Origin of the sequence: Holdemanella porci (assembly GCF_009696075.1) — a bacterium.
Lineage (GTDB): Bacteria > Bacillota_I > Bacilli_A > Erysipelotrichales > Erysipelotrichaceae > Holdemanella > Holdemanella porci.
This window is the reverse complement of the sequence record NZ_VUMR01000023.1, coordinates 1-26,213: the sequence shown is the minus strand read 5'-3', so window position 1 is coordinate 26,213 and position 26,213 is coordinate 1. Positions and strand designations below refer to the sequence as shown.

Annotated in this window: 24 protein-coding genes; 22 read left to right on the top strand and 2 right to left on the bottom strand. The window is 34.5% G+C overall.

The genetic code is table 11. The features are described from left to right. The first annotated feature begins 491 nt into the window (after window positions 1-491). From FYJ55_RS05565 to FYJ55_RS05495, 15 genes are all read left to right on the top strand, one after another. Entirely contained in the window at window positions 492-1,820 is a 1,329-nt protein-coding gene (locus FYJ55_RS05565) for an IS200/IS605 family accessory protein TnpB-related protein (RefSeq protein WP_154556004.1), read from the top strand. A gap of 298 nt (window positions 1,821-2,118) precedes the next feature. Further along, a complete protein-coding gene (locus FYJ55_RS05560) occupies window positions 2,119-3,717 on the top strand; it encodes a putative manganese-dependent inorganic diphosphatase (protein WP_118115060.1) in 1,599 nt (532 codons plus the stop codon). Between the two features lie 13 nt (window positions 3,718-3,730). Then, window positions 3,731-4,927 (top strand): peptidase T, encoded by a 1,197-nt coding sequence (gene pepT, locus FYJ55_RS05555; protein WP_154556003.1) that lies wholly within the window; start codon window positions 3,731-3,733, stop codon window positions 4,925-4,927. 9 nt (window positions 4,928-4,936) lie between these two features. Beyond that, window positions 4,937-6,100: an NAD(P)-dependent malic enzyme gene (locus FYJ55_RS05550; protein WP_154556002.1), complete on the top strand. Its 1,164-nt coding sequence runs from the start codon at window positions 4,937-4,939 to the stop codon at window positions 6,098-6,100. Continuing rightward, the gene (locus FYJ55_RS05545) at window positions 6,093-6,938 is read left to right on the top strand and encodes a patatin-like phospholipase family protein (protein ID WP_270499008.1); all 846 of its coding nucleotides are present in this window, start codon (window positions 6,093-6,095) and stop codon (window positions 6,936-6,938) included. Before FYJ55_RS05550 ends, FYJ55_RS05545 begins: the two co-directional genes overlap by 8 nt. A 214-nt stretch (window positions 6,939-7,152) precedes the next feature. Next, complete coding sequence (locus tag FYJ55_RS05540; protein ID WP_154556001.1) at window positions 7,153-7,911, top strand: Cof-type HAD-IIB family hydrolase; 759 nt, start codon at window positions 7,153-7,155, stop codon at window positions 7,909-7,911. A 23-nt stretch (window positions 7,912-7,934) separates the two neighbouring features. Then, window positions 7,935-8,786 (top strand): aldose epimerase family protein, encoded by an 852-nt coding sequence (locus FYJ55_RS05535; RefSeq protein WP_154556000.1) that lies wholly within the window; start codon window positions 7,935-7,937, stop codon window positions 8,784-8,786. Window positions 8,787-8,925: 139 nt separating this feature from the next. Next, complete coding sequence (locus FYJ55_RS05530) at window positions 8,926-10,104, top strand: SIS domain-containing protein (RefSeq protein WP_117925977.1); 1,179 nt, start codon at window positions 8,926-8,928, stop codon at window positions 10,102-10,104. A gap of 36 nt (window positions 10,105-10,140) precedes the next feature. Beyond that, the gene (agaF, locus tag FYJ55_RS05525; RefSeq protein WP_154555999.1) at window positions 10,141-10,572 is read left to right on the top strand and encodes a PTS galactosamine/N-acetylgalactosamine transporter subunit IIA; all 432 of its coding nucleotides are present in this window, start codon (window positions 10,141-10,143) and stop codon (window positions 10,570-10,572) included. A gap of 97 nt (window positions 10,573-10,669) precedes the next feature. Next, the gene (locus FYJ55_RS05520; RefSeq protein ID WP_154555998.1) at window positions 10,670-11,836 is read left to right on the top strand and encodes a M20 family metallopeptidase; all 1,167 of its coding nucleotides are present in this window, start codon (window positions 10,670-10,672) and stop codon (window positions 11,834-11,836) included. 232 nt (window positions 11,837-12,068) lie between these two features. Beyond that, window positions 12,069-12,545: a PTS galactosamine transporter subunit IIB gene (gene agaB / locus FYJ55_RS05515; protein WP_003863846.1), complete on the top strand. Its 477-nt coding sequence runs from the start codon at window positions 12,069-12,071 to the stop codon at window positions 12,543-12,545. A 23-nt stretch (window positions 12,546-12,568) separates the two neighbouring features. Further along, window positions 12,569-13,360, top strand: coding sequence for a PTS mannose/fructose/sorbose/N-acetylgalactosamine transporter subunit IIC (locus tag FYJ55_RS05510; protein ID WP_154555997.1), 792 nt, complete (start codon window positions 12,569-12,571; stop codon window positions 13,358-13,360). Continuing rightward, complete coding sequence (locus tag FYJ55_RS05505) at window positions 13,350-14,225, top strand: PTS system mannose/fructose/sorbose family transporter subunit IID (RefSeq protein ID WP_117570700.1); 876 nt, start codon at window positions 13,350-13,352, stop codon at window positions 14,223-14,225. Before FYJ55_RS05510 ends, FYJ55_RS05505 begins: the two co-directional genes overlap by 11 nt. 141 nt (window positions 14,226-14,366) lie before the next feature. Then, window positions 14,367-14,948, top strand: coding sequence for a hypothetical protein (locus FYJ55_RS05500; RefSeq protein ID WP_154555996.1), 582 nt, complete (start codon window positions 14,367-14,369; stop codon window positions 14,946-14,948). A gap of 10 nt (window positions 14,949-14,958) precedes the next feature. Further along, the gene (locus FYJ55_RS05495) at window positions 14,959-15,507 is read left to right on the top strand and encodes a hypothetical protein (protein WP_154555995.1); all 549 of its coding nucleotides are present in this window, start codon (window positions 14,959-14,961) and stop codon (window positions 15,505-15,507) included. A gap of 64 nt (window positions 15,508-15,571) precedes the next feature. Here FYJ55_RS05495 and FYJ55_RS05490 read toward each other — a convergent pair whose 3' ends face one another. After that, window positions 15,572-16,897 (bottom strand): class II D-tagatose-bisphosphate aldolase, non-catalytic subunit, encoded by a 1,326-nt coding sequence (locus FYJ55_RS05490; protein ID WP_154555994.1) that lies wholly within the window; start codon window positions 16,895-16,897, stop codon window positions 15,572-15,574. A gap of 187 nt (window positions 16,898-17,084) precedes the next feature. On the opposite strand from FYJ55_RS05490, the gene nagB reads away from it, so the two are divergent. From nagB to FYJ55_RS05455, 7 genes are all read left to right on the top strand, one after another. Then, the gene (nagB, locus tag FYJ55_RS05485) at window positions 17,085-17,804 is read left to right on the top strand and encodes a glucosamine-6-phosphate deaminase (protein WP_154555993.1); all 720 of its coding nucleotides are present in this window, start codon (window positions 17,085-17,087) and stop codon (window positions 17,802-17,804) included. Window positions 17,805-17,873: 69 nt separating this feature from the next. Then, entirely contained in the window at window positions 17,874-18,629 is a 756-nt protein-coding gene (gene srtB, locus FYJ55_RS05480; RefSeq protein WP_154555992.1) for a class B sortase, read from the top strand. A 29-nt stretch (window positions 18,630-18,658) separates the two neighbouring features. Then, window positions 18,659-19,741: an undecaprenyldiphospho-muramoylpentapeptide beta-N-acetylglucosaminyltransferase gene (murG, locus tag FYJ55_RS05475; RefSeq protein WP_154555991.1), complete on the top strand. Its 1,083-nt coding sequence runs from the start codon at window positions 18,659-18,661 to the stop codon at window positions 19,739-19,741. A 1-nt stretch (window position 19,742) separates the two neighbouring features. Beyond that, on the top strand, window positions 19,743-20,642 hold the full coding sequence (gene murB, locus FYJ55_RS05470; protein WP_154555990.1) for a UDP-N-acetylmuramate dehydrogenase: 900 nt from the start codon (window positions 19,743-19,745) through the stop codon (window positions 20,640-20,642). Beyond that, on the top strand, window positions 20,636-21,643 hold the full coding sequence (locus tag FYJ55_RS05465) for an OCRE domain-containing protein (protein WP_154555989.1): 1,008 nt from the start codon (window positions 20,636-20,638) through the stop codon (window positions 21,641-21,643). Before murB ends, FYJ55_RS05465 begins: the two co-directional genes overlap by 7 nt. Before the next feature lie 55 nt (window positions 21,644-21,698). Then, window positions 21,699-22,058, top strand: coding sequence for an Asp23/Gls24 family envelope stress response protein (locus tag FYJ55_RS05460; RefSeq protein ID WP_117570682.1), 360 nt, complete (start codon window positions 21,699-21,701; stop codon window positions 22,056-22,058). Between the two features lie 9 nt (window positions 22,059-22,067). Continuing rightward, window positions 22,068-23,693 (top strand): DAK2 domain-containing protein, encoded by a 1,626-nt coding sequence (locus FYJ55_RS05455; protein ID WP_154555988.1) that lies wholly within the window; start codon window positions 22,068-22,070, stop codon window positions 23,691-23,693. A gap of 579 nt (window positions 23,694-24,272) precedes the next feature. On the opposite strand, the gene FYJ55_RS05450 is transcribed toward FYJ55_RS05455, so the two are convergent. Then, a complete protein-coding gene (locus FYJ55_RS05450) occupies window positions 24,273-26,009 on the bottom strand; it encodes a carbon starvation CstA family protein (protein WP_154555987.1) in 1,737 nt (578 codons plus the stop codon). Window positions 26,010-26,213: the final 204 nt, after the last annotated feature.

Genomic DNA, 26,213 nt, shown 5'->3' with positions numbered 1-26,213 from the left:
ATAATACAACACGAATTCACTCACATTGTGAATATGAATCTCCACAAAATTTTGAAAAACAATATTTGAAACATAAACATTAAAAAAACAGATATTTAAGTTGTCTTAAATCTTGACATAGTACCAAGAAGTTGCTTTGGCTGCAAGCTGTTTGGCATATTTAACACCACATGCATTACAGAACCTGGAATGACATGAGTGTGGAATAATATTCTAGTTGTCACAATCTAATAGTGATAAAGTTTCAACTGGAATGTTTAAATGATAAGTAGTGTCTATAATTTAAGTATAGAATGAAACCATTCTAAATTGAATAAAATGCAGTCCCATTGTGAATTTAATGTGAACATGTGAGAATATAGCGATATATCACATAATCATATTGGTGATATAATAATAAAACAAAATAAATTAGAAAGTCTCAAATCTATCTATTAAACCTGTTTTGAATATAGTATAATAGAGACGGATAGAACAGGAGGACTTGTCTTATGAAGGTGTTTTCAATGTCGCAAAGAATCTATTATAAAGATCTTGAACAAGATGCAGAATTGATCATCAAAAAAGATCTTGAACTGTATAACTGTATGCTTCATAAGGCGTTCAAAATCTGTTTTGATCGTGCCTATAAAGATGATACCTATTCAGAAACAGATCAAAGAATGATCAAGTCCTTCTATGGTACAAGTGATTATTTTCCTTTGTCCACCATATATGAGGCCAAGGCCTTGGTGAAAAGTCTTAAATGCAGAGAAAAGGAAGATCGTGATTTGATCAAGACTCGTCTTAAAAAGATAGACAAAAAAATCAAAAAGAACGAGAAGCAATTGAAAAAGGCTTTAAAGGAAAAAGAGAAGCTGATCACTAGATCCAAGAAAAATAAATATACAGAAGAGGACTATCTGTATGAAGTACAGATCTTGGATCCAAATATCAAAAGATTGAAGAGTATTATTCGGAATCTAAAATTTAGAAAAAACCGTAATGAGTTCAAACTTAAAAGAAAGATGCCTTCTGTATGCTTTGGCGGTAAAAAGAACTTGAAAAATGGTGATTTAGAAACATATCGTTTTAAAAGAGCCAGAAGAATGCTGATTCCAGGAAGAAGACAAGGCAAGTATTCAAACAACCTTTTCAAATTAAATGTGGATAATGATATGCTGACCTATCGAAGCACGCAGAAAGACATTGTATTCAAGGTACAGTTTCATAAGTACAAGGACGAACTATACGCAAGAGTCAATGAAAAGCACAACTCACCGGATAAGGCAGTAGCCTATGAGTTGATGGATTATGGTGAATACTTTATTGTGAAAGCTATATTTGAAAAACATATGAATCTTCCAAAGACAGATACATTGTATGGAGCTGTAGGAATCGATATCAATGTGGACCATATAGCACTATGTGAGACCAATATGGATGGAAATATCGTATTGATCAAGAAGTATCCAATCCATAAAGAGAATACTAAAAATAAACGAAATGAAGAACTGTATCAGCTAGCCATTGAAATCATGGAATTTTGTAAATCTAAGAAGAAGAGTCTTGTAGTTGAAGACTTGAATTTCAAGCAGTTGAAAACAAGGATGCTCTATCGCCCTAAAAAACAAAATGAAGCATTATCGAGTTTTGCGTATAAAAAGATACTAGAAAAAGTAGAAAGAAAATGTTTGATGAATGAAGTGGATGTAATCAAAGTAGATCCAAGAAATACGAGTAAGATTGGAAAAGAAAAGTATACAAAGATCAAAGGACTGAGTGTACATTATTGTGCAGCCTATGTGATCAATCGAAGAGGCATGGGATTTGTGGATTAAATAAGATAAATAATCAGAACCAGAAGTTTATGATATCTTACTGGATGATAGGTACATAGATCATGGATGAAATTCTGAAGTATTTATAAATAAAGCATACAATAAAAACTCCATCGATAAAGACTGAATGGATCGGGATACCGAATGATTCAGAAAGATGGAGTGGATATTGAAATGTTACCGGACGACTGGAAACGAACCGGGCACGTCATTTAGACGTGTGACTTTTTCGCAGAAAAAGTCTTTTCTTGTGTTATAATATTATATACAAAATTAAGATAATTGAGAGGAGAATTCGATGAGTTTACCAATTTATGTAATTGGACACAAAAACCCTGATACAGATTCAATTTGCGCTGCTTTAGCTCTTGCAGAATTAAAAAGACAGACAGGAATCAATGCGGTAGCTGCTCGTTTGGGAACTTTGAATCCAGAAACTAAATTTATATTAGATAAATTACATGTAAATATGCCAGTTTTATTAACGACTGCACGTTCAACGTTGGAAGAAATTGAAATTGATGATGCGGTGACAATTGAAGAAGGGCAAACGATTCGTCGTGCATGGGATTTATGCTTAGAAAATCATGTAAAGACTTTATATGTTGTTGATGATAAAAATGAATATAAAGGCATGGTTACTTTGGGTGATGTTTCTAAGATTCAGATGCAGGATTTAAATATTACGAGTGAATTATTAAAAGAAACACCATTAGAAAATTTAGTTGCCAGTGTAAAGGGTTCTTTTATTTTAAAGGGAAATCTTGAAAGAAGTGGATTTGTTCGTATTGCAGACAAACGCTTGATGGATAGAGATCTAAAAGGTGCCATCATGGTTTTAAATGATCATGAAGATAGTATGATTAAGAGTATGGCAAAGGGTTGTGCTGTTATAGTCGTAGCAGAAAACTTTGTTCCAAATAGCTATATTATTGAAATGGCAAAACAAATGGGAGTTACTTTGATTAGTACGCCTTATAATATTATGAAAATCATTCAAATGATTTATCGTTCGATTCCGGTTGAATTGATTATGACTCCGGCTAATAAAGTGATTCGCTTTAATAAAAGTGAATATGTAGAGGATGTGGAACGTGAAATGTTGAAGACGCGTCACTCATCTTATCCTGTTGTATTCCAGAAAAAAATATTGGGGTCTGTTGCTCGATATAACTTATTGAAGGCTGAAAAGAAACAGTTTATTCTTGTGGATCATAATGAAAAGAAACAGAGTATCAGCGATATTGAAACGGCGAATATTGTAGAGATTGTGGATCACCATCGTATTGGTGATATTGAAACAGATCGTCCAATTGTTTTTAGAAATATGATAGTAGGTAGTTCTTGTACGATTGTTGGATTGATGTATGCAGAATATGGTGTTAAAATGCCTGAAATCATCGCAAAATTGATTGCGTATGGCATGATTAGTGATACAATGAATTTTAATTCACCAACATGTACGACAATTGATCGTAATTTGGCAAAACGTTTATCAAGTGAATATGGCATTGATTTTGATGCGATGGCTAAAGAATTATTCGAAAATACGGCTACGATTCGTGGAAAAGAATTCAAGAATATTCTTTACAATGATGTTAAGGAATATATGTTGAGTGGATATCATATTGCGGTAAGTCAGGTTTTTACGTTTGATTTGAGTATTGTGGATGAAATTAAAGAGGATTTCTTGAAGTACATGGATGAACAAAACAAGATACATGAATATGATTTGATGTTGATGGTTATCACTAATGTCGAAGGTCGTGGCTCACGTTTCTTATATGTAGGTAAGTTATCGCATTTTGTTCGTGATGTTGTAGAAGAATTCAAGGATCAAGGATTTGTTTCTCGTAAAAAACAAATTGTGCCTCGTTTAGCACAAGAACTGGCATAAAGGGGGATTTAATATGGCAGTAGAAAAAAGATTAATGCATTATGCATCATTTGACACACAGTCAAGTGAAGAAAGTACAAGTGCACCTAGCACTGAAAAACAATTGGTTTTAGCTTGTGAATTAAAGGCTGAATGTGAAAAAATAGGCTTTGATTCTGTTGAATTAACCGATACAGGTATTGTGTATGCATACTTAAATGCGAATACAGATAAAAAGATGGATCGTATTGGGTTTATTGCACATATGGACACGGCAAGTGAAATTACGGGGGCGAATGTAAAGTGTCGTGTAATTTCAAAATATGATGGAAATGCAATTCAATTAAATGAAGAGTATTCCATGTCTAAAGAAGAATTTCCGGCTTTGGCAAACTGCATTGGAGATGATTTGATTGTTACAGATGGAACGACATTACTTGGTGCAGATGATAAAGCAGGAATTGCGATTATTTTAGAGGCTATGGAACAGTTGATTCAATCTGAAAAGGAACATGGATTTATTGCGGTTGCCTTTACTCCAGACGAAGAAGTAGGTCGTGGTGTCGAAAACTTTGAGTTAGATAAGTTTGCCGTGGATTATGCGTTCACAATTGATGGTGATCGTATTGATTCTGTTGATTATGAGACATTTAATGCAGCACAAGCAGTTGTCACATTTGATGGTACAAGCATTCATCCTGGAGATGCCAAGGATCGTATGGTCAATGCGAGTTTATTAGCAATGGAATATGCTTCGAGTCTTCCAAAAAAACAAACACCTTCATATACACAGGGACGTCAAGGATTCTATCATTTAGTGGGTATGGAAGGAATTTGTGAAGATGCAAAATTAACTTATATTCTTCGTAATCACAGTAAACAAAGTTTTATTGCACAAAAACAGAAGATGGAAGCAATTGCGGATAAGATGAATGAAAAATACGGAAGCCGTGTTCATGTATCGATTCGTGATCAATATGAAAACATGCGTCAATATATGCATGGGGATATGCGTAGTGTGAATAAGGCAAAATATGCATTGCGTCAATGTGATGTAACACCAGTTAGTACACCAATTCGTGGTGGAACAGATGGTGCAATGTTGACGGCAAGAGGATTAATTTGTCCAAACTTAGGTACGGGTTCATTTAATCATCATGGTCGTTTTGAATTCGCAAGTATTCAAAAGATGGAAAAGATGGTTGAAATCGTATTAAAAATCGTTGGGTAGGAGGTTGTCATGGATTACGCTAAGGAAGCTTTAAGGTTACATGCTAAGTGGAATGGTAAATTAGAAACCGTTCCAAAAATGAAGATTGAAAATAGAGATGATTTATCGATTGCTTACACACCGGGTGTTGCGGCACCTTGTTTAGAAATCGAAAAAGATAAAAAGAACAGCTATGTCTATACGGGTAGAGCACATACTGTTGCGGTTATTAGTGATGGTAGTGCGGTTTTGGGATTAGGAAATATTGGTCCTGAAGCAGGTATGCCGGTAATGGAAGGTAAATGCGTATTGTTTAAGGCGCTAGGAAATGTGGATGCCGTTCCATTATGCTTAAATACACAAGATACAGATGAATTGGTTCAGATTATTTCGAGCTTAGAGCCTAGCTTTGGTGGAATCAACTTAGAAGATATTGCGGCTCCGCGTTGTTTTGAAGTTGAAAAAAGATTACAGGAAAAAATGAATATTCCTGTTTTCCATGATGATCAGCATGGTACAGCTATTGTAGTTTGTGCTGCTTTGGTAAATGCTTTGAAATTGGCTGAAAAACAAAATCCAACAATCGTAATCAATGGTGCTGGCAGTGCTGGTGTTGCGATTGCGACTTTGATTTTAAAGATTGGTTTGGGTAATGTTATTTTAGTGGATAAACAAGGTATCTTAACAGCCGATATGGATTTAACAAGTGGTCAAAGAGGATTGATTGACAAGTTAAACAAAGAAGGAAAAACGGGTTCTTTAAAGGATGCATTAGTTGGCGCAGATGTATTTATTGGTGTTAGTGCAGGTCATATCGTATCTAAAGAAATGATTGCGTCTATGAATGAAAAGGCAATTGTATTCCCAATGGCTAATCCAGTTCCTGAAATTGAGCCGGAAGACGCAAAAGAAGCTGGTGCCTATATTGTGGGTACGGGTCGTAGTGATCATCCAAACCAAATCAATAATGTGTTGGCTTTCCCGGGCATCTTTAAAGGTGCATTAAAAGCAGGTGCTACTTGTATCAATGATGCAATGAAAGAAGCGGCTGTTTATGCGATCAGTTCAATGATTACAGAAGATATGTTGGATAGTGAACATATTATTGTTTCCGCTTTAGATCCAAGAGTTGCAGATGTTGTGGCTCAAGCAGTTGCAGATGCGGCAAAAGAAAGTGGTGTAGTGCGTGAGTAGAGTTGGTATTGTTGCAGAAGGTGGAGGTACTAAGGCTGCTTATTCTGCAGGAGTATTAAAATGTTTACTCGAACGCGACATTATTCTTCCTTATTGTGTAGGAATTAGTGCTGGTACAGAAATTTTATTGAGTTATGTTTCAAAACAGGTAGATCGTTTAGAGGTTACAGGTATTGATGCACCTTGTCAAAAGGGTGTAGTTGGGTGGCGACCATTCTTTAAAGAAGGTTCGATCTTTGGCATTGAAGCTACGTATGATTTTATTGAGTCTAGAGTTCCATTGGATTTAGAGGCTTTCCAAAATAGTGAAACGCAAATGGAAGTAGGATTGTATAATCTAAAAAAGCATAAGGTAGAATATTTTAATAAGAGTCATATTGATAAAGATGAAACATTGATCAAGGCAAGTTGTGCTTTGTTGCTTCTAGCTAAACCTTATAAGTTTAATGGGGAAATGTGGATGGATGCTGGTCTTGTAGATATGATTAGTATTGAACAAAGTCTTCGTGCTGGAAACGATAAGCATATAGTGATTTCTACAAAGGAAGAGGGCTATGTTCGTAAGCCGGCTCCTAAATGGCAATTGTGGCTTTCAAACTTGGTTTATAAGGACAAACAAATTACAGATGATTTAAGAAATCGTCATGTTCGCTATAAGGAACAGTGGGATAAAATTGCTGAGCTTGAAAAAGAGGGTAAGGCATTGGTTTTGCGTCCTCATAAAGATCTTGGAGTCACTCGTTATACAACAGATCCAGAAAAATTGGGTCCTTGGTTTCAATTAGGATATGATGAAACTCTAGAGCGTATAGATCAGATCAAAGAATTCATTAAATAGAAAAACCTGGTTTTCCAGGTTTTTCTTTTGCCACAACAATCATTTAAGGAGGTGTATTGTGGCATTAGTGACCACATTGTGCGAAGTGCTATATGTTTTAAACTACTAGAAAAGAGATTGTAGTCACATTTCTTATTATAGAAGTTCAATGTGAATTTATTATTAAAAATCAAAAATTCTTTTAAAAAGATTAGAAAGAGGCTATTATTAAGATATGAATGGTTATTTTTTTGATATGGACGGAACACTTTATAATAACAGGTTCCATGAAGTGAGTGAGAAAACTTTTAAAATGTTAAATGAACTACAAAGCCAAGGACACTTTGTAGCTTTATCAACGAGTCGTTGTCAATCTGAATTAAAGAATCTTCCTTCTTGTATGCGTTCATTTCAATTTGATTGTATGATCAGTGATGGTGGTGCTTTAATTTTGGATAAACATAAAGAGATTCTTGAAATGAATTGCATTCCAAAAGAAACAATGAGAAGTATAGATCAATTTTGTAAAGAACGAAACTTGGAATATCGTTACAGTACACGTGGGGGAAATTATTTTGGTACGCCATATTCTAGTTTTGCGCATAATATATATTTTGAGTTGTATCTAAATAGTCCAGTTTATAAGCCTTATAAAGAGGATGAAGTGTTGAATGTTTTACTTTTTTGCCAAGGAGAAACAAAAGAGGCGTTAAGACCTTTGATTAAGAATTTAGGGTATGTTGAATATCCTGATTGTTTTGAATTGCGTGCGAATCAAGTAGATAAGGCAACGGCTGTGAAAAAAATCATAGATGCTCATGCATTTGAAACAACGTATTGTTTTGGGGATGGAACCAATGACATTGATATGTTGAAGCTTGCCGATGTGGGTGTAGCGATGGGCAATGCGTGTGATGCATTAAAAGAAGTTAGTGATGTTGTGATTGGAAGAGTGGATGAGGATGGCATCTACAATTTCTTAATGGGAAAATAAAAGCTGAATAGGAGGAGAATAAGATGGATTATATTTTAGAGAATGATGTATTGAAGTTGGAGTGTACAGAAAAGGGTGGCGAAATGCTGCACTTAGTAAAGAAGAGTACAAATCATGAAACTTTATATCAAGGAGATCAGGGGTGGTCTGGTAGAAATCCTTCTTTATTTCCAATGGTAGGAAATACGTATACAAAGGATTATAAGATTGATGGTAAAAAATATGCGATGAAAAATCATGGCTTGATTCGTTATGCGACTTTAAAGGGTGAAAGTAAAGAAGATGAACTTGTATTTTGCTTAGATGCGAATGAGGAAACGTTAGCTCAATATCCTTTTAATTTTCATTTTGAGATTGGATATAAATTGGATGGAAATAAAGTTTTAATTCAGTATCATGTAAAAAATAATGACTCTAAGGATATGCCTTTTGGGTTTGGTTTGCATCCTGCTTTTAAATTGGATGATGAATTTTCTACGTATACTTTGGCATTTGAAAAAGAAGAAAATACGAAACAATTGTTGTTTGATCCTAGCTACGAAAAGAATGTAGAGTATCAGGATGTTGTATTTAAAGAATGGAAATTGTCTAGAGAAGATGTACAGAAGTATGCGACGATTATTTATAAGGATTTAAAATCAAATTATGTAACTTTAAAACATGGAGATGAAGAAGTGGTTCGTGTATCGATTGAGGGATATCCATATTTGGCTTTATGGACTCATGATAGTGCATCGGATTTCTTATGCATTGAACCTTGGTATTCACATGGGGATTTCGAAAAAGAAACACCAGATTTCTATCATAGAGAAGGAACTATGGTTTTAAAACCAAATGAAGAGTGGTCTTGTTCATACTGGATTGAGGTACTTTAAGAAGGAGAAATCCTTCTTTTTTAATAAAAATTTGTCTTTTTAAAGAACAAATTTGCACTTTTTAGTTTACTTTCATCTAAAATCTTTTATTTTAGTTAAAAACGGTTATAATGAAATTAGTTCAGAAGGAGAAAGAAAAATGTTCGGAAAAGAAAAATCAACTTGGGAAGAATTAAGTGGTATTTTTACAGCACAGGAGATCTACCAACAACCTGCCACTTGGGCAAAAACAATTGCTCAAATCAAAAATGAAAAGGAAGCTTTAAAGAAATTCATGGAACCTGTATTAAGTGATCCAGATTGTGATATCGTGTTTACAGGTGCTGGAACAAGTGAATATGTAGGTAATGCATTATATTCATATGTTAACCGTTATACTGGTTACCATGCAAAATCATATGCTTCTACTGATTTAGTAGAAACTCCAGAAAACTATTTATCAAGAAACAAAAAGACTTTATTAGTGAACTTTGGTCGTTCAGGAAACTCTCCTGAAAGTGTTGGCTCAGTACAAGTTGCTGATGAAGTATGTAAGGAAAATGTGTATCATTTATTCATTACATGTAACAAAGATGGAGCTTTAGCAAAAGCGGCTGCTACTCGTGACAATGCTTACGATATTAACTTAACACCAGAAACACATGACCAGTCTTTCGCAATGACTTCAAGTTTCTCTAACATGATGTTAGCTGCATTATTATGTTTCCGTTTAGATGATATTGATGAAGTTGCAAAAGAAATGGAAAGTGTTATTGCACAAGGGCAAAAATTTGTTGATGAAGGATACAAAGTATGTGAAAATTTAGTTGCTGACTTTGCGGAATTTAACCGTATTGTATACTTAGGTGCAAATACATTGAAGGGTATTGCTCAAGAAAGTCAATTAAAAATTTGTGAATTAACTGCTGGTACAGTTACAACTACATTTGATAGTCCAATGGGATTCCGTCACGGACCTAAATCAGTTATCAACGATGAATGTTTAACAGTTGTTTATTTATCAGATGATGAATATCAAAGACAATATGAATATGACATTATTAAAGAAATGAGTGGACAACGCAAAAAGAACCGTTTAGTTGCTGTTTCTAGCCATGCAGATGCTGAAATCGAAGGATTAGTAGATACATTCATTAACTTTGATTTAGATGCACCTAAAGATAATATTTTCTTAGGATTTGACTATATTTTAGTTGCTCAGGTTATCGCATTATTTAAATCATTGAGCTACAAGATTACACCAGACAATCCATGTCCAACAGGTGAAGTAAACCGTGTTGTTAAGGGTGTTACTATTTACCCATATACTGCAAAGTAAGAATTCAGAGGAGAAAATTAGAGGAGAAAACAGAAGATGATAGGATTAATTGTTACTGGTCATGGCCACTTTGCGACAGGTTTAACTACAAGCTTAAACTTGATTGCTGGAGATGCTAAAGATTATGTTGCTGTAGATTTTGAAGCTACAGATTCAACGGATGATTTAGCAAAAAAATTAACAGATGCTATGAATTCATTGAAGGACTGCGAAGGAATTATTGTGTTAAGCGATTTGGCTGGTGGTTCTCCATTTAAAACGGCTGTTGAAATTGGATTCCCAAGAGGAAACGTAGAAGTTGTTGCAGGTACAAACTTAGGTATGTTAGTTGAAATCAACTTAACTCGAACTTTCTCTGAAGATGTTCATGCTTTAGCTGAATCAGCTTGCAACGTTGGAAAAGACCAAGTTATGCGTTATGTATTCCAACACGTTGAACAAAACGACGATTTTTCAGATGGCATTTAATATTTAAGCTAGGCTTTGCCTGGCTTTTTTCTTTTGTAAAAACTTTTCAAATATCTGAAAATGAGGTATGATATTTTTACATGCGGAGGTATTTAGAATGGATTATAAAACTAGAATTGAGGCATCTATTCAAGAGCATTTAGATGCATATATGGATATTGTAAAAACATTATATGATAATCCGGAAACAGGGTTTGAGGAATATGAAACACAGAAGGTATTGGTGAAATATTTAAAAGATGCAGGCTTTGATGTAAAGCCTAGCGTAGTGGTAGATACAGATTTTGTGGCTGAATATAAATCGGGTAAAGAAGGGCCAACAATTGCTTATATGTGTGAATATGATGCACTGCCTGAAGTTGGACATGGATGTGGACATAATTTGATTGCTGGTATTGGTATTGCGGCTGGTGAAGCCTTGAAGAGTGTTATAGATGAAATTGGTGGAATTGTACGTGTTGTGGGTACGCCTGGTGAAGAAAACTTTGGTGGAAAAGTTAAGATGAGTGAAGCTGGGGTATTTGATGATGTAGATGCAGCTTTAATGGTTCATCCAAGTACAGAAAATGGTGTTGGATCAAGATCATTGGCTATTTTACCAATTAAGTATGAATTCTTTGGCAAAAATGCGCATGGATGTCGTCCTCAAGAGGGACACAGTGCATTAGACGCAGCTATCAGTACATATACACAGATTTCAATGTTACGTCAATTTGTGACTCCAGGATCATATATTCATGGAATTATTCGTGATGGTGGTTTAGCTGCCAATGTAATTCCTGCTTATGCAAGTATGGAGTATTATTTTAGAGCAACTACAATGGCATATTGTAAAGAGATTGCAGCTCGTGCAGAGGATTGTGTAAAGGGATCATGTACTGCAAGTCAAACAACTTACAAAACAAGCATGTATGAATGTCCTTATGAAGATACAAAAATCAACTATACGCTAGCTGATATGTTGACAGAAAAATATAAAGAGCTAGGAGTTGAGCAAATTAATCCGGTTGATGAAGTTCCATGTGGTTCTACAGATGTTGGAAGTGTAAGTTATGTTTGTCCAACAATTCAGGGAACGATTAAGATTGCAGATTGCTCAGTTGCTGGTCATTCTAAAGAAATGGCGGCTGCAACAATTAGTGAAGATGGAAAAGCTGGATTAGTAACAGCAGCTACAGCTATTGCGTTAATCGGTTTAGATTTGATTACTGAACCTGAAAAGTTAGAAAAAGTAAAAAAAGAGTTTAAAGAAGGGACATGCTAGTGTCCTTTTATTTTGTGAAAAGGTTTTCAAAAAGGGTTTTTAAATTAATTTTGTGATAATTATGTGTTTTTTTTGCCAATTTTTATAATTGTTAGTGATAAATATTAAAAAAATATTAAAAAGTGCAAACATTTGCTTAAAATGTGTAAAGCATTTATGCATAGAAAATGTATAATATAGTCAAGATAGTTATTCTTTAAAGAAGAAAGCGCTATCAGGAAGGAGAGAGAATATGCCAAATATCTTATTAACAAGAATCGACAATCGTTTGATTCACGGTCAAGTTGCAACTCAATGGAGTGGAGTTCTAGGAGCTAACTTATTATTAGTTGCAAATGACGCTGTCGCAAAAGATGAATTCCGTCAAGGTTTGATGAACATGGCTGCTCCAGCTTATGCTCAGACTCGTTACTTCTCAATTCAGAAGACAATCGACATTATTGGAAAAGCAAGTCCTGCTCAAAAAATCTTCATCATTTGTGAAACACCTCAAGATGTATTACGTCTAGTTGAGGGTGGTGTTCCAATTAAAAAATGTAATATTGGAAACATGCACATGTCTGAAGGTAAACGTCAAGTTGCTACTACAGTAGCTGTAAATGACGATGATGTTGCTGCATTCAAGAAATTGCAAGAATTAGGTGTTGAATTAGAAATTCAACGTGTACCTGACATCGCACCTGAAGATATTAATAAACTTTGGAGCTAATCCAAAAAAGGAGAAAATGAAAAATGAATATTGTAGAAATTGTGTTATTGGCAATTGTAACATTCTTCTTTGCCATCGACCAATTCTCATTAACTGAAATCGTTTATCGTCCTATCATTGCTTGTCCAATTATTGGTGCAATCTTAGGTGATGTAAACACTGGCTTAGTTGTTGGTGGTACATATGAGTTAATGATGGTTGGTAACATGCCAGTTGGTGGAGCACAGCCTCCTAACGCTGTATTAGGATCAGTTGTTGCTATGATTTTCGCTGTTAAAGCAAAAATGGACATTAATGCTGCTTTAGGTGCTTGTATGATTTTCGCTACATTCGGACAATACGTTGTAACATTAACATTTACAATCATGTCTGGTTTAATGGCTAAAGCTGATAAAGCTGCTAATGAAGCTAACCCTAAAGGAATCACTGCTGTATTGAATACTTCTATGGCTATCTTAGGTACTTTATTTGCTGTAATTGCTATTTTAGCATATGTTGGTGGAACTGCTGCTTCTGGTGCTTTACAAAGCTTAAGTGAAAACGCAAGCTGGTTCATGGGTGGTTTAAGTGCTGCCGGTGGAATGATGCGTTTCGTAGGTTTCGCTGTATTGTTAAAGATTATGCTTTCTAACGACTTGTGGGGATGGTTACTAGCTGGTTTTGCAACTGCATTACTATTTGGTAACGTTGAAGCTACAGCTTCTGCTTGCTTGATCTTAGTTGCATTTATCGGTGTTGCAATCGCATTATTAGACTTCAAGATTACTTCTATTGAAACAAAAGCTGCGCAGGGAGGTGTAAGTGATGGAATCTAATGCAATGACTTCTTACAAGGATACTACTCCTGCTGCAAGATTAGATAAACAGACTTTAAATAAAATGGTATGGCGTTCTTGCCAATTACAGGCTGCGTTCAACTACGAACGTATGCAATCTGCTGGTTGGTTATGGGCTATTTTACCAGGTTTGGAAAAAATCCACACAAATAAAGATGACTTAGCTGCATCTATGACTCACAATATGGATTTCCTTAATACTCACCCATTCTTCGTAACATTCGTTATGGGTATCGTATTATCAATGGAACAACAAAAAACTGATATTCAGACAATTCGTTCTGTACGTATCTCAACTGCTGCTCCATTAGGTGGTATTGGTGATGCATTGTTCTGGTATACATTAATTCCTATCACTGCTGGTTTAACTGCAAACATGGCTATTGATGGAAGTATCATGGGACCAATCTTATACTTCGTTATCGCATTCGGTGTTGAAATGGTTTTACGTTATGCTTTAATGTACTGGTCATACAACTTAGGTTTAACTGCTGTTAAGATGATGACTGCTAACGCTAAAGCATTCACTCACGCTGCAAGTGTATTAGGTGTATTCGTTGTTGGTGCTTTAATTTCTAACTATGGTGGAGGAACTAAATTAGGTATCTCAATCGCTAATGGTGAAGGTGATCCAATTGTAATCCAAAACTACTTAAATATGATTTTACCTTGCTTAATCGCATTCGCATTCACTATGATGTGCTATGTATTGATTAAGAAGAAAAACTGGACTCCAGTAAAATGTATCGCATTATTCTTAGTAATCGGTATTGTTGGAGCTGCATTTGGTATCTGGGCTGGTGGATATACACCTCTAGTACCAGTTCCTTGGACAGTTATCTAGTAGGCTAGTCTAACGATGTTAGAATATTTTCTCTCAAATATAAGGTTGTAACGGATTATATCCTTACAACCTTTAATTTTATTTTTAGGCCATTAAAAATTTTTTTAATGATTTAAAAATGAAATTAAGGAGGTACAAATTATGGCTGATAAAAAATATCCAGTTCTTTATGCAACAAGTATTAAAGGTACAATTTTTAGACATTGTGGAGTATACAATACAGTTTATTTCAATATATATAATAATAAGGAATTAGAGGATAAACCTTATTACTTAGAGTATATGGAAAAGACAAGGGAAGAAGCTTATAAGGCAATCCAGAATAAATTTACTATGTCTCAACCATTAAAAGTGACAAATGATCATAAGGTTTTCATTATTTTTAGAGGAAACATTGATATGCGTGACGTAAAGACTTTCTGCAAAATGATGCTACAGGAATTAGAATATTTTACAGAAGGTATTCATTCAGCAGATTATGCTGAATTAGAAACGATGTTTATGGAGATTGGTCGTGCTCCAAGTTTTTTGAAAGCTTCAAAAGTTGGAGAAAAGTTGACACAAACCGATATTCTTGACAAAATAATGGTACATATGGATGGTCATGATCAACCGCAGGATAATGGGTGTCTGACACCATATACAGATTATGTTGATTTTAAAGAAGAAGAGAAACGACAAAATCTAAAAAAAGAAGAACTAGAAGAAGTAGTTGAGTGGTAAGGAGATAGTTATGGCAGAAGGAAGAAAGACAAGAAAAAAACAGGAAACTGATTTAAAGGGTAATGTATCTGGTTGGCATGTTTATAAAGATGAACGTGGAAGAGCGGTATATTATGATGTGTTTTCTAAAACTGGATATATTTTAGCAAATAATGAAGATCGATATAAACAATTCAGTATGCGCTTTGTGATGGGAGCTATCGGATTCATTTTGATGTTGATGTTTGATATGCCTATCTGGTTATGTGTGTTAGCTGGTGTTGCAGTATATGGATTTTTAGAATTTAGATTTAGACGATTCTTGAAAAACTTAGTTCGTATTGAAAATTTTAAGTGTAATGAAAAAATGAAGAGTGAAGCTTCTATTAAAACTTTAGATACGAATAAAATCATTTTGAAAATGGTTCTATTATTAGCATTAGCTGTATTGATTATTATTAATGCATATAACGAAAACTATACAGGTTGGATGTTAACTCTTAACTATGTAATTAGTGCATTAACATTTATCTTTGCGTTATATCATGCTAAAGAATTGATTTCTCGAAAGAGTAAGTAAAAGGTTCCGTTGAACCTTTTTTTTGCAAAAAAAATGCGCATCTATAAGATGCGCAATATTTGTTTTAGCGAACTAATTCTTCCTGGTGACTAGCGTAAGTATATTCTTCAATTGTATACATAACGCGAGCTTTGATTAAGTCTTCAGGAGTATTGTTCAATTTACCTTCACGTACCATAGTATATTGGAAAGGCATATACTGACTTAACAATGGTAATGGTACTGGGTGTTCTTTTAAGTTAGTCAATAATTTAGCTAAAGCATTCTTAACATTTTCTTGAGGTAAGTAATAACGGCAACGGTCAGAGAATGAATATTTACGTTTGAATGCAATTTCATTTTCTGTTCCATGATAATATGGAGCCCATTTACCTGGGTTTGCCAACATAGCTTTATCTAATTCTTCACGGAAATGACTCGTTTCAAATCCATAAACTGCAGCCAATTCTTCTTCGATCATGCATAATGAGAAGATTCCTTCACGAGCAGCATAAGTAAGTCCTGGACCAACTTTTAAGATTCCAACACCATCTTCTACTAGTTCACGTAATTTGTATTTAGTTTGATAATCAGTTGAGTGTCCTTCAAATACTAATTTGTCAAAATCTTTAATACTTGCCATTAAATCTTTAGCACGTTCACGATCGTATTCTTCACATCCAGCATCTTTTTCTTCAACACCTGGCTGAACAACAGCAGCAATAACGTGGTTCCAAGCATCTGCGATTCCCATATCATCAAACGCTTTTTCAAATGTAGCTACAGTATTCTTGAAGTCTTCAGGTTTTGTAACTTGCATACCAGCATTTTCTTCTTGAGCTCCACCTGGAATAGGAACTTCACTACCGACGATATATACTGGGTGAATCGCTTCTGGATTTTCTTGAAGTAATTCTTGGTAAGCTTCTTCGCAAACTTTAGCTAAAGTGGCTCCACGACGAGCAATTGTTTCATCACTTAAACGAGTATTTGGATCATCATCAGCAACTTTCATACTTGTATCAATATGAATCTTAGTGAAACCAGCACGAACATAGTCGTGTACTAATGTTTTTGCGTATTCCATAGCTTCTGCTTCTGGTTTGTTTGCGACTGTTAATGGTCCTAAGTGGTCTCCACCTAAGAAAATACGATCACTTGATAATCCAGCTTCTTTTGCTTTTTCATGACAGAAGTTGAAGAAATCTTTTGGTGTCATTCCTGAGTAACCACCATTTTGATCAACTTGGTTTGCAGTCGATTCAATTAAAACACATGAATCTTGTTTTTTTGCGGTTTCCATCGCAGCTTCAATAACGAATGCATTACTTGAACAGCATGAATAGATAGCTACGGCTTTACCTTCTTTTTGCTTTTTAACAATGTTTAATAATGGGTTTTGTTTAGGCATTGTATGTCCTCCTTAACTGTTTTTATTATACAGTATCTTTAACTTTTTTTCTTCTTTTTAACGTAAAGTCAATTAAAAAGTGCAAATATTACTAATTTGTTAAAAATGACAAAAGCATTACTAAAATATGCATTTTATTTTGAAAGCGCTATGTTATAATATTAGAAGAAATATGGAGGAGATAACAATGAAGGTTATTGTATGTGAAAACTATGATGAAATGTCAGCAAAGGCATTTGAAGTCATGAAAGAATTATTGGATGCTAAGAAAGATGCTGTCTTAGGTTTGGCAACAGGATCTAGTCCAGTTGGATTATATAAGGAAATGATCCAATACCACAAAGATGGATATAGCTATAAAGATATTAAATCTTATAACTTAGATGAATATGTAGGAATCGATCGTAAAGATCCTCAATCTTACTATACTTTTATGTATGAAAACTTATTTAAAGATATTGATATTGATTTAAATAATACACATGTTCCTTTTGGAAGTACAGAAGCTGATTGTAAAGCTTATGAAGATGCTTTAAGTGAAGTATCCATTGACTTACAAGTATTAGGAATTGGACAAAATGGACACATCGGATTCAATGAACCTGGTACACCATTTGAAACATTAACTCACATCGTTGATTTAACAGAAAACACTCGTGAAGCAAATGCTCGTTTCTTTGATAACGATATTAACAAAGTTCCAACACAAGCTATTTCAATGGGAATTGGAACAATTATGAAATCTAAAAAAGTATTATTAGTGGCTAATGGTGAAAATAAAGCAGATGCTGTTAAAGCTATGATCGAAGGACCAATCGATACTGCATGTGCTGCAAGTGCATTACAAAACCACGCTGATGTAGTTGTTGTATTAGATAAAGCTGCTGCTAGTAAATTAACTAAATAATTGCGATTATCTTTATAGGATAGGGAATTCATTTCTCTATCCTTTTTATTTGTGTTAAAATTAAGCTGTATGAAAAAATGGATATATAGAATTGTTTTTGTCGTTAGCCTTTGTGTATTTGGGTACAGTGCCTATAATTTATGGGATATTTATTCGCAGAAACAACAAGTTGTGACACAAACAAAACAATTAGAAAAAAAAGTAATTAAGAAAAAAAGAGAAAATAAAGTGGAAAAGAATGTTTTAGAGCCTGATTGGGCAGCACTTCAAGCAGAGAATAAAAATATAGTAGGATGGATCTATGTTCCAGGTTGTGATATTTCTTTTCCTGTTATGCAATCGAAAGATAATGAATATTATTTGAATCATACAGTGAGTGGGGAATATAATAATAGAGGTTCGATTTTTTTGGATGCGAATGCGGATGCACAATTCCAAGATGATAATTCCATTATATATGGCCATTCTGTTGAAGGTGGAGGCATGTTTACCTTATTAAAGAAGTATTGTGATGAAGATTTTTTTAAGTCGCATCCAGTATTCTATTTATTAACACCAGATGCGAATTATAACTGTCATGTATTTACATTTGCGAAAACTACAGACGATAGTGTATTCTATACAACGTCATTTGGAGATTATAGACTAGAGACTTTAGATTCGATGAAACAGTCGTCTACATACTTCAATGATATGGTGAATACAGATCAAAAGTTTGTTTCTTTATCCACATGTGATTTAGATTATGGATTTGAATCGAGTCATCGTTTTGTTTTGACTGGACAACTGGAAAAGACAAGTGACGATATTGTTTTAAAAGATTGATATATGATATACTTGGTGAGGTTTTTAATATGAAAATTTGTTTTGTGACAGGAGGAACAGGGGGTCATATTTATCCGGCTTTAGCTTTAGCGGATAAAATGAAAGAACTCGATTCTTCGACTGAAATATTATTTATTGGAAATGATGATCGCATGGAAAAGGATTTGATTCCGCAAAATGGCTATGCGTTTAAGGCTTTACATACTTCTGGATTAGTAGGGAATGCATTAAAAAAATGTATGGCGATTTGTCAGATGTTTAAAGCAGAAGGTAAGGCAAAAAAATACTTAAAAGAATTCAATCCAGATGTTGTGATTGGATTTGGAGGATATGTGAGTGCGCCAGTTATTATGGCAGCTCATTCTTTAGGAATCCACACCGTAATTCATGAACAAAACTCCATTGTTGGTAAGGCCAACCAGCTTGTTATGAAGAAAGTGGATGCGATTATAACTTGTTATGAAAAATGTAATGAGGTTTTTCCAAAGGAAAAGATTCATATGTTGGGAAATCCAAGAGCAACAATTGCCAAAGAGGCAATATTTGATGAAGACTATTTTAAATCATTAGGTTTAGATTTAGATAAAAAAACCATCCTTATTGTAATGGGTTCTTTGGGCTCTAGTTCTGTAAATGAATTAATGAAGAGTGCTTTAAAGGATGTCAATGATGATTTACAATTTTTGTATGTCTGCGGAAAAGACAATTCTCAAGATTTGAACTTATTTGAAAGCCAAAAAAATATTCATGTTGTACCATATGTAGATACATTGCGCATTTATGGACATGTAGATGGAATGGTTTGTCGTGCAGGAGCTACAACGCTTGCAGAAGTAACAGCTTTGGGGATTCCTTCTATCGTGATACCAAGTCCTTATGTGGCAAATAACCATCAATTTTATAATGCGAGTATGCTGCTAAGACAACAAGCTTGTCGTATTATTGAAGAAAAGGATTTGAATGCAGAAACTTTGCAAGGTCAAATTGTATCTTTATACGCAAATCCAGTGGTATATGAACAAACACATGAACATGCATTGCAGATGGGTAAACCGAATGCGGCATATGATATTATAGATTTATTGAAAAATATATGTAAAAAGGGGAACTAATATGAGCATAAAGGATCGTTTAATGACGTATGCAGAAGTTTTAGAACATGAGCCTATGAAGAAACATACCACTTTTAAGATTGGTGGTTGCGTAGACTATTATATATATCCCAAAAATTGTACAGCACTAATGTGTGTGCTTGAAATACTTGCACAGGAAAACATTCCATATTATGTACTTGGACGTGGATCTAACGTTTTATGTTCGGATACAGATTTTCATGGTGCAATCATCAATTTAGATCGTACTTTGAATGATTTCTATTTTGAACCAGATGGAGTGCTAGTAGCCCAAGCGGGATGTTCAATTATAAATATGGCAGTAGAGGCCATGAAAAGATCACTAACAGGTTTGGAATGGGCAAGTGGAATTCCAGGCTCGATTGGTGGTGGGCTTTATATGAATGCCGGAGCCTATAAGGATAATTTGGCTAATCATTTAATTGATGTCTGTGTTTTAAAAGATAATACAATTTGTTGGATGAAAAAAGATGAATTGGATTATGCATATCGTCATTCTATCTTCCAATCACACAAGGATTGGACTATTTTAGTGGGTCGTTTCCAATTAGAAAAAGGAAACCAAAATGATATTCGTGACTTGATGAATTCTAGACGTGAAAGAAGAATGAGTGCACAGCCTTTGGATAAGCCTTGTGCAGGTAGTGTGTTTAGAAATCCAGAAGAAATTCCAGCTTGGAAATTGATTGAAGAGTTGGGATTAAGGGGCCATAAAATTGGTGGTGCAATGGTTAGTGAAAAGCACTGTAATTTTATTGTGAATGATGATTTAAATGCGACAGCTCAAGATGTTCGTGATTTGATTCATGAAATTAAAACTCGAGCAAAAAAAGAATATAACATTGACATGGTTACGGAAGTTGAGCAGTTATATTGGTAAAGAAAAAATTAAAGCTAACTATTAAACAATCGATTATTTTTAGTCTCGTTGTTATGATGGTAGCTAGTATTTTTGTGTATTATTTTTCTACAGATTCCCATGTCAAGGTTTTATCATGTAAAAACAACTATTATTTGTCAGATAGTGAAGTCTACGATTTGGCAAATGTGAGTACGAAGACACGTATCTATTTAATGCCTTCGATTATATTGGAAAAGAGAGTAGAAAAGATGTCTTTTGTACAGTCTTGTGATGTTTCAAAGAAAAATCGAAAGCTTACTTTTAATGTACAGGAAAAATTGATAGTTGGCTATTATGTGAAGGATAATAAGAATTATGCCCTTTGCCAAGATGGCTCTTCGATTGAAATAGATGAACAATATTTAAATACGATTGTACATTTTCCTTTGTTGTCAAATTTTAATGCAAAACAAAGAAAGCAGTTGTGTGAACAGTTTCAAAAACATCGCAAAGTGTTAACTCGAGAATTAATTGAAAAGTTTGCAGAAATTTTACCTTATAAAACAAGTTATGATAAGAATATGTTTAAAATCACAATGCAAGATGGGAATATTGTTTATACCAATTTAAAAAGTATAAAAATGTTATCTAAATACCAAAGTGTTTTGACAAAACTAAAAGGACAGTCTGTTTGTCTGGTTTTAGATTCTACACATTCAACAATTGAAAAGGTGAATTGTGATGATTTGAATTCGAAACAAAAGGTTGAAGAAAAACAGGAAGAGAAGACGGAAAAGGCCGAAAAGCCTGAAGCAACAGATGAAAAAACTTCGGAAAATACTGAGACTCAAGAAGAACAACAGCCAACAGAAGATGAATCTGAGAATCAGGCTGAATGGGTCTATGATGATAACACAGGCGTATATTATCATGAAGCCATTGGAATGTATTATGATCCAAATACAGGTGAATATTATGATGGAAACGGTACATATTATTATTGGGATGAGGAATCTCAAAGCTTTGTAGAAGCGTATTAGGATTTGTGTTTATATTTTAAGTAGAGTATAATTAATAAAAACGGGAGGTTTTATTATGCCTATTAATAAATCAACAGAATACGGAAATATCGAAATTTCATTAGATGCGATTGCCAATTTAGCTGGTGGAGCAATTACTGAATGTTACGGTATTGTAGGTATGGCTAGTCAGAAAACATTGAAAGATGGCTGGGCCGAATTATTGAAAAAAGAAAACTATGCTCGTGGTGTTGTTGTAACACAAGATGAAACGGGATTAGTTTTGAATCTTTATATTATTGCATTACAAGGAATTAAATTAAGTCAAGTTGTATATGAAGCACAAAAACGTGTTAAATATGTATTGGAGAAAACTTTGGAAGTTAAATGTAACGCTGTAAACATCTATGTCCAAGGTGTTCGTGCGGTAAAGTAGGGGTAAGAGATGGAAAGAATTAATGGTATTTTATTTAAACAGATGCTTGAATCCGGGATGAATAACTTATCAAATCATTCAGCGGAAATCGATGCATTGAATGTTTTCCCTGTGCCAGATGGAGATACAGGTACAAATATGCATTTAACTGTCTCAAATGGTGTAAAAGAAGCGCTTAAAACGAATTCAGATTCTGTAAAAGATATTGCGAAAACATTATCTCGTGGATTATTAATGGGTGCACGTGGGAACTCTGGTGTTATTACGTCTCAGATTTTTAGAGGAATCTATCAAGCGGTAGAAGATTTAGATGATATGGATGCATCTCAATTGGCTCATGCATTGGTTAATGGAAGTCGAGTTGCGTATCGTGCTGTTATGCGTCCAGTAGAAGGAACAATTTTAACTGTTGTTCGTGAAGCAGCAGATTATACATATGCATACACTACAACTGAAGATGTTACAGATTGTATGGATGTTATGAAGAAGATGGTGGAAGAAGCCAATGCTTCTTTACAAAGAACACCTGAATTATTACCTGTACTTGCAGAAGTAGGTGTAGTTGATAGCGGTGGAAAAGGTCTTTGCGTGATTTTAGAAGGATTCCTTGCTGCTATGGAAGGTCATCCAGTACAACTTGAAGGTGCAAAAGCAGCTGGTGAAAGTGCACAAGCTAAAGTAGAGGGTGGAGAAGAAGAATATGGATTCTGTACAGAATTTATTTTGAAGTTATCTGAAAATGGTGTTCGTCATTTTTCTGAAACTAGCTTTAAAGATGAATTAGCAACAATTGGTAATTCAATTGTTTGTGTGCAAGATGAGGATTTAGTAAAAGTTCATGTTCATACATTAGAACCATTCACAGCGATTAAAATGGGACGTCGTCAGGGTCGTTTTATTAAGTTGAAAGTTGAAAACATGCAAGAGCAGCATGACAATATTATCGAAAAAGAAGAAGAGGAAAAAATGGCAGAACACAAAAAATATGCCATTATTACCGTAGCTCCTGGTGATGGAATCAAGAAGATGTTTACAGAACTTAGAGCTGACATTGTTGTTGGTGGTGGACAAACAATGAATCCGAGTACAGAAGATTTTGTTTCAGCCGTTGAAAAGTTGAATGCAGATCATATCTTCATTTTACCAAACAACTCAAATATTGTTTTAGCTGCAAATCAAGCTGCACAGGTATGCTCAGATCAAGATATTCATGTACTTCCAAGTAAAACAATTCCACAAGGATTAAGCGCTTGTGTTATGTTCAACCCAGATGTTGAATTAGAAGATAATTTAGCTGAAATGAATGAAGCTATTGAAAATGTTAAATCTGGTGAAGTGACTTATGCAATCAAAGATACAACATATGATGGTCTTGAAATTAAAAAAGATGAATATATGGGTATTTTTGGAAAAGATATTTGTGTATCTTGTCCAGATTGCATGGAAGCAACAAAAAAATTGTTGGATAAAATGTTAGACGACGATAGTGAACTTGTTACTTTGATTTATGGTGATACAGCTACAGAAGAACAGGCTGAAGAAATCGCTGCTTACATCGAAGATAACAGTGATGCAGAAGTTGAAATCAATGAAGGAAATCAACCAGTTTACTCATTTATTATTGGTGTTGAATAGTAAAAAAAATGAATCCATCAGACTTAGTTCTGATGGATTTTTAGTACAATACATTTTGTAGGGGTTGTTGAACTTGCTCTCCAAGAATTTAAGGGGCGGCATATACCTTATAACAATTTGTAACTGAGATTAGGCTCGGACAACAGGTTAGTTGTCCGGGTCCTTTTTTTTCAACCATTTTAATGCTTCCCTCATCCTTGTTAAATTCAAAATCGATGCCTTCTCCAAGACTAGCATGCATCTGTTTCTGAATCGTTCCCAGTAGCGATAACCATTGGCTACTTTTGTAACTAATTTGATGATCGCGTTATGATTTTTCATCAGTGCATTGTTGATTCTTTTCTGTTCTACAGTAATTTCTTCTATGCCTTTTGAAACGATACAACAGTTATTAAAGGGTGTTTCAAAACAATACGAGTTTTATTTATTTAATCTTGAATGATCAAGAAGAAACAATCTATTGTTCTCATAATCATCTCATTTAAATCGCCTTATTGATGCTTTTACAGAGTATAGTGTATTTTAAAATGTAATGAATAGAGAGAAAAGAAAAGACCGCTTGATGCGGTCTTAACTATTTTATGCGTTTTGTTCTTGTTCTTGAAGTTTTGCCTTTTCAACAGGTTGAACTAATTTCTTTCCAGAACCAATGAAGATCATCAATCCTAATGCCATTAATAGAACAGCAAAGAATAATTGTAGTCCGTCTGTCATAAATACGAATCCGCCAGTGACGAATAACTTTAAGCAGATGTTGTATACTGACATTCCTAAGCTTGTCATTGTTACAACTAACATCATAACCATTGGTACATATAACATATATCCTTTACGTCCTGTAACTTTTAAGAATACAGATAATGATACTAATACCATCGCAGCTAATAATTGGTTAGCACTACCGAATAATGGCCAGATATTTAAATATCCACCTAAGCTTAATAGGTAACCACCGGCTAATGTGATCAATGTAGCAACATATTTATTTGTTAAGAAAGCGACAACACTGTTTGTTTCAGCTTCTTCATTGACTTCAAATAATTCTTGGAATGATAAACGTCCGATTCTAGCAACAGCATCTAATGAAGTTAATGCCAAAGCAGAAACGAACATTGTCATGATGCATAGACCCCATTCTTGAGGGAATCCAAATTGGGAAATCAATCCAGTAACACCAACTGAAAATTTAATAAATGGAGTTGCAGTATCAGCAAATGCCATAGAAGATAATGTTTCATTTAATACGCCTTTGCTAGCTAAGCTAGTTAAAGATCCAACAACAACGATTACAAGTACAGCAAGTAATGATTCAAGCAACATACTTCCGTATCCAACTTGTAACATATCACTTTCGTTGCGAATTTGTTTAGAACTTGTTTCACTAGATACAAGTGAGTGGAATCCACTAACAGCACCACAAGCAACTGTAACGAATAATGTTGGGAAGATATAGCTTCCTGTTGCAGATTTAAATCCAGTGAATGCAGGTGATGTGATTGTAGGATTTGATACAAATACACCAACAACTGCAGCAACGATCATTCCGATGAATAAGAATGTAGTCAAATAGTCACGTGGTTGTTTTAATACCCAGATTGGTGTAACACTTGCAAAGAAGATATAAACGAATACTAGATATACCCAAGTTTGTTTAGTGAAGTAAACTGGGAATGCGATTCCTAATGCTAACATAGCGACGATTAGTACAATGCCTAAAACAGTTTGTTTCCATCCAGAAAGCCCCGTTTTCTTTAAGAAGAAACCAAATGCGATTGCAACAAATACATATAGAATTGTGATTGAACTAGCAGCTCCACTAGGTAAAGATTGTGCACCAGCGGCATTGTATCCGTTTAATGATCCTGCAACCATGTCAGCAAATGCAGCAATAACTAATAAAGTAAATAACCAGCAAAACAAGAAGAATAATTTACGTCCTGTTTTACCAATGTATGTTTCAATGATTTGTCCCATTGATTTACCGTGAGATTTAACAGATGCGTATAGAGCACCAAAATCTTGTACGGCACCAAAGAAGATTCCTCCGACCATTACCCATAAAAATGCAGGTAACCATCCAAATACCATCGCAAGTACTGGACCTGTTACTGGACCGGCTCCAGCAATTGAAGAGAATTGGTGTCCAAATACTTCCCATTTATTACTAGGAACATAATCAACTCCATCTTCTTTTTCATAAGCAGGTGTCTTAGCTTTTGGATCAATTCTCCATGTTTTAACTAAATAACGTCCATAAACCAAGTAAGCTGTAAGTAATAATGCAGCAGCAATAGCCAATAATAATAGACCATTCATAAATAATTTTCCTCCCTTAAAACTTTCTATTCAAATATTCAAATAATAAAAAAAGACTTCGTCTATCTAAGACGAAATCTCAGACTGTTGACAAAGTGACTGTCGACAGTCTTTTTAAAATCTGATAAAATATCTGTGGCAGAAACGTACTTCATAAACCCAAAAATAGTCGACGTTTCTGCCATTTATTATGCCAAAAATGAT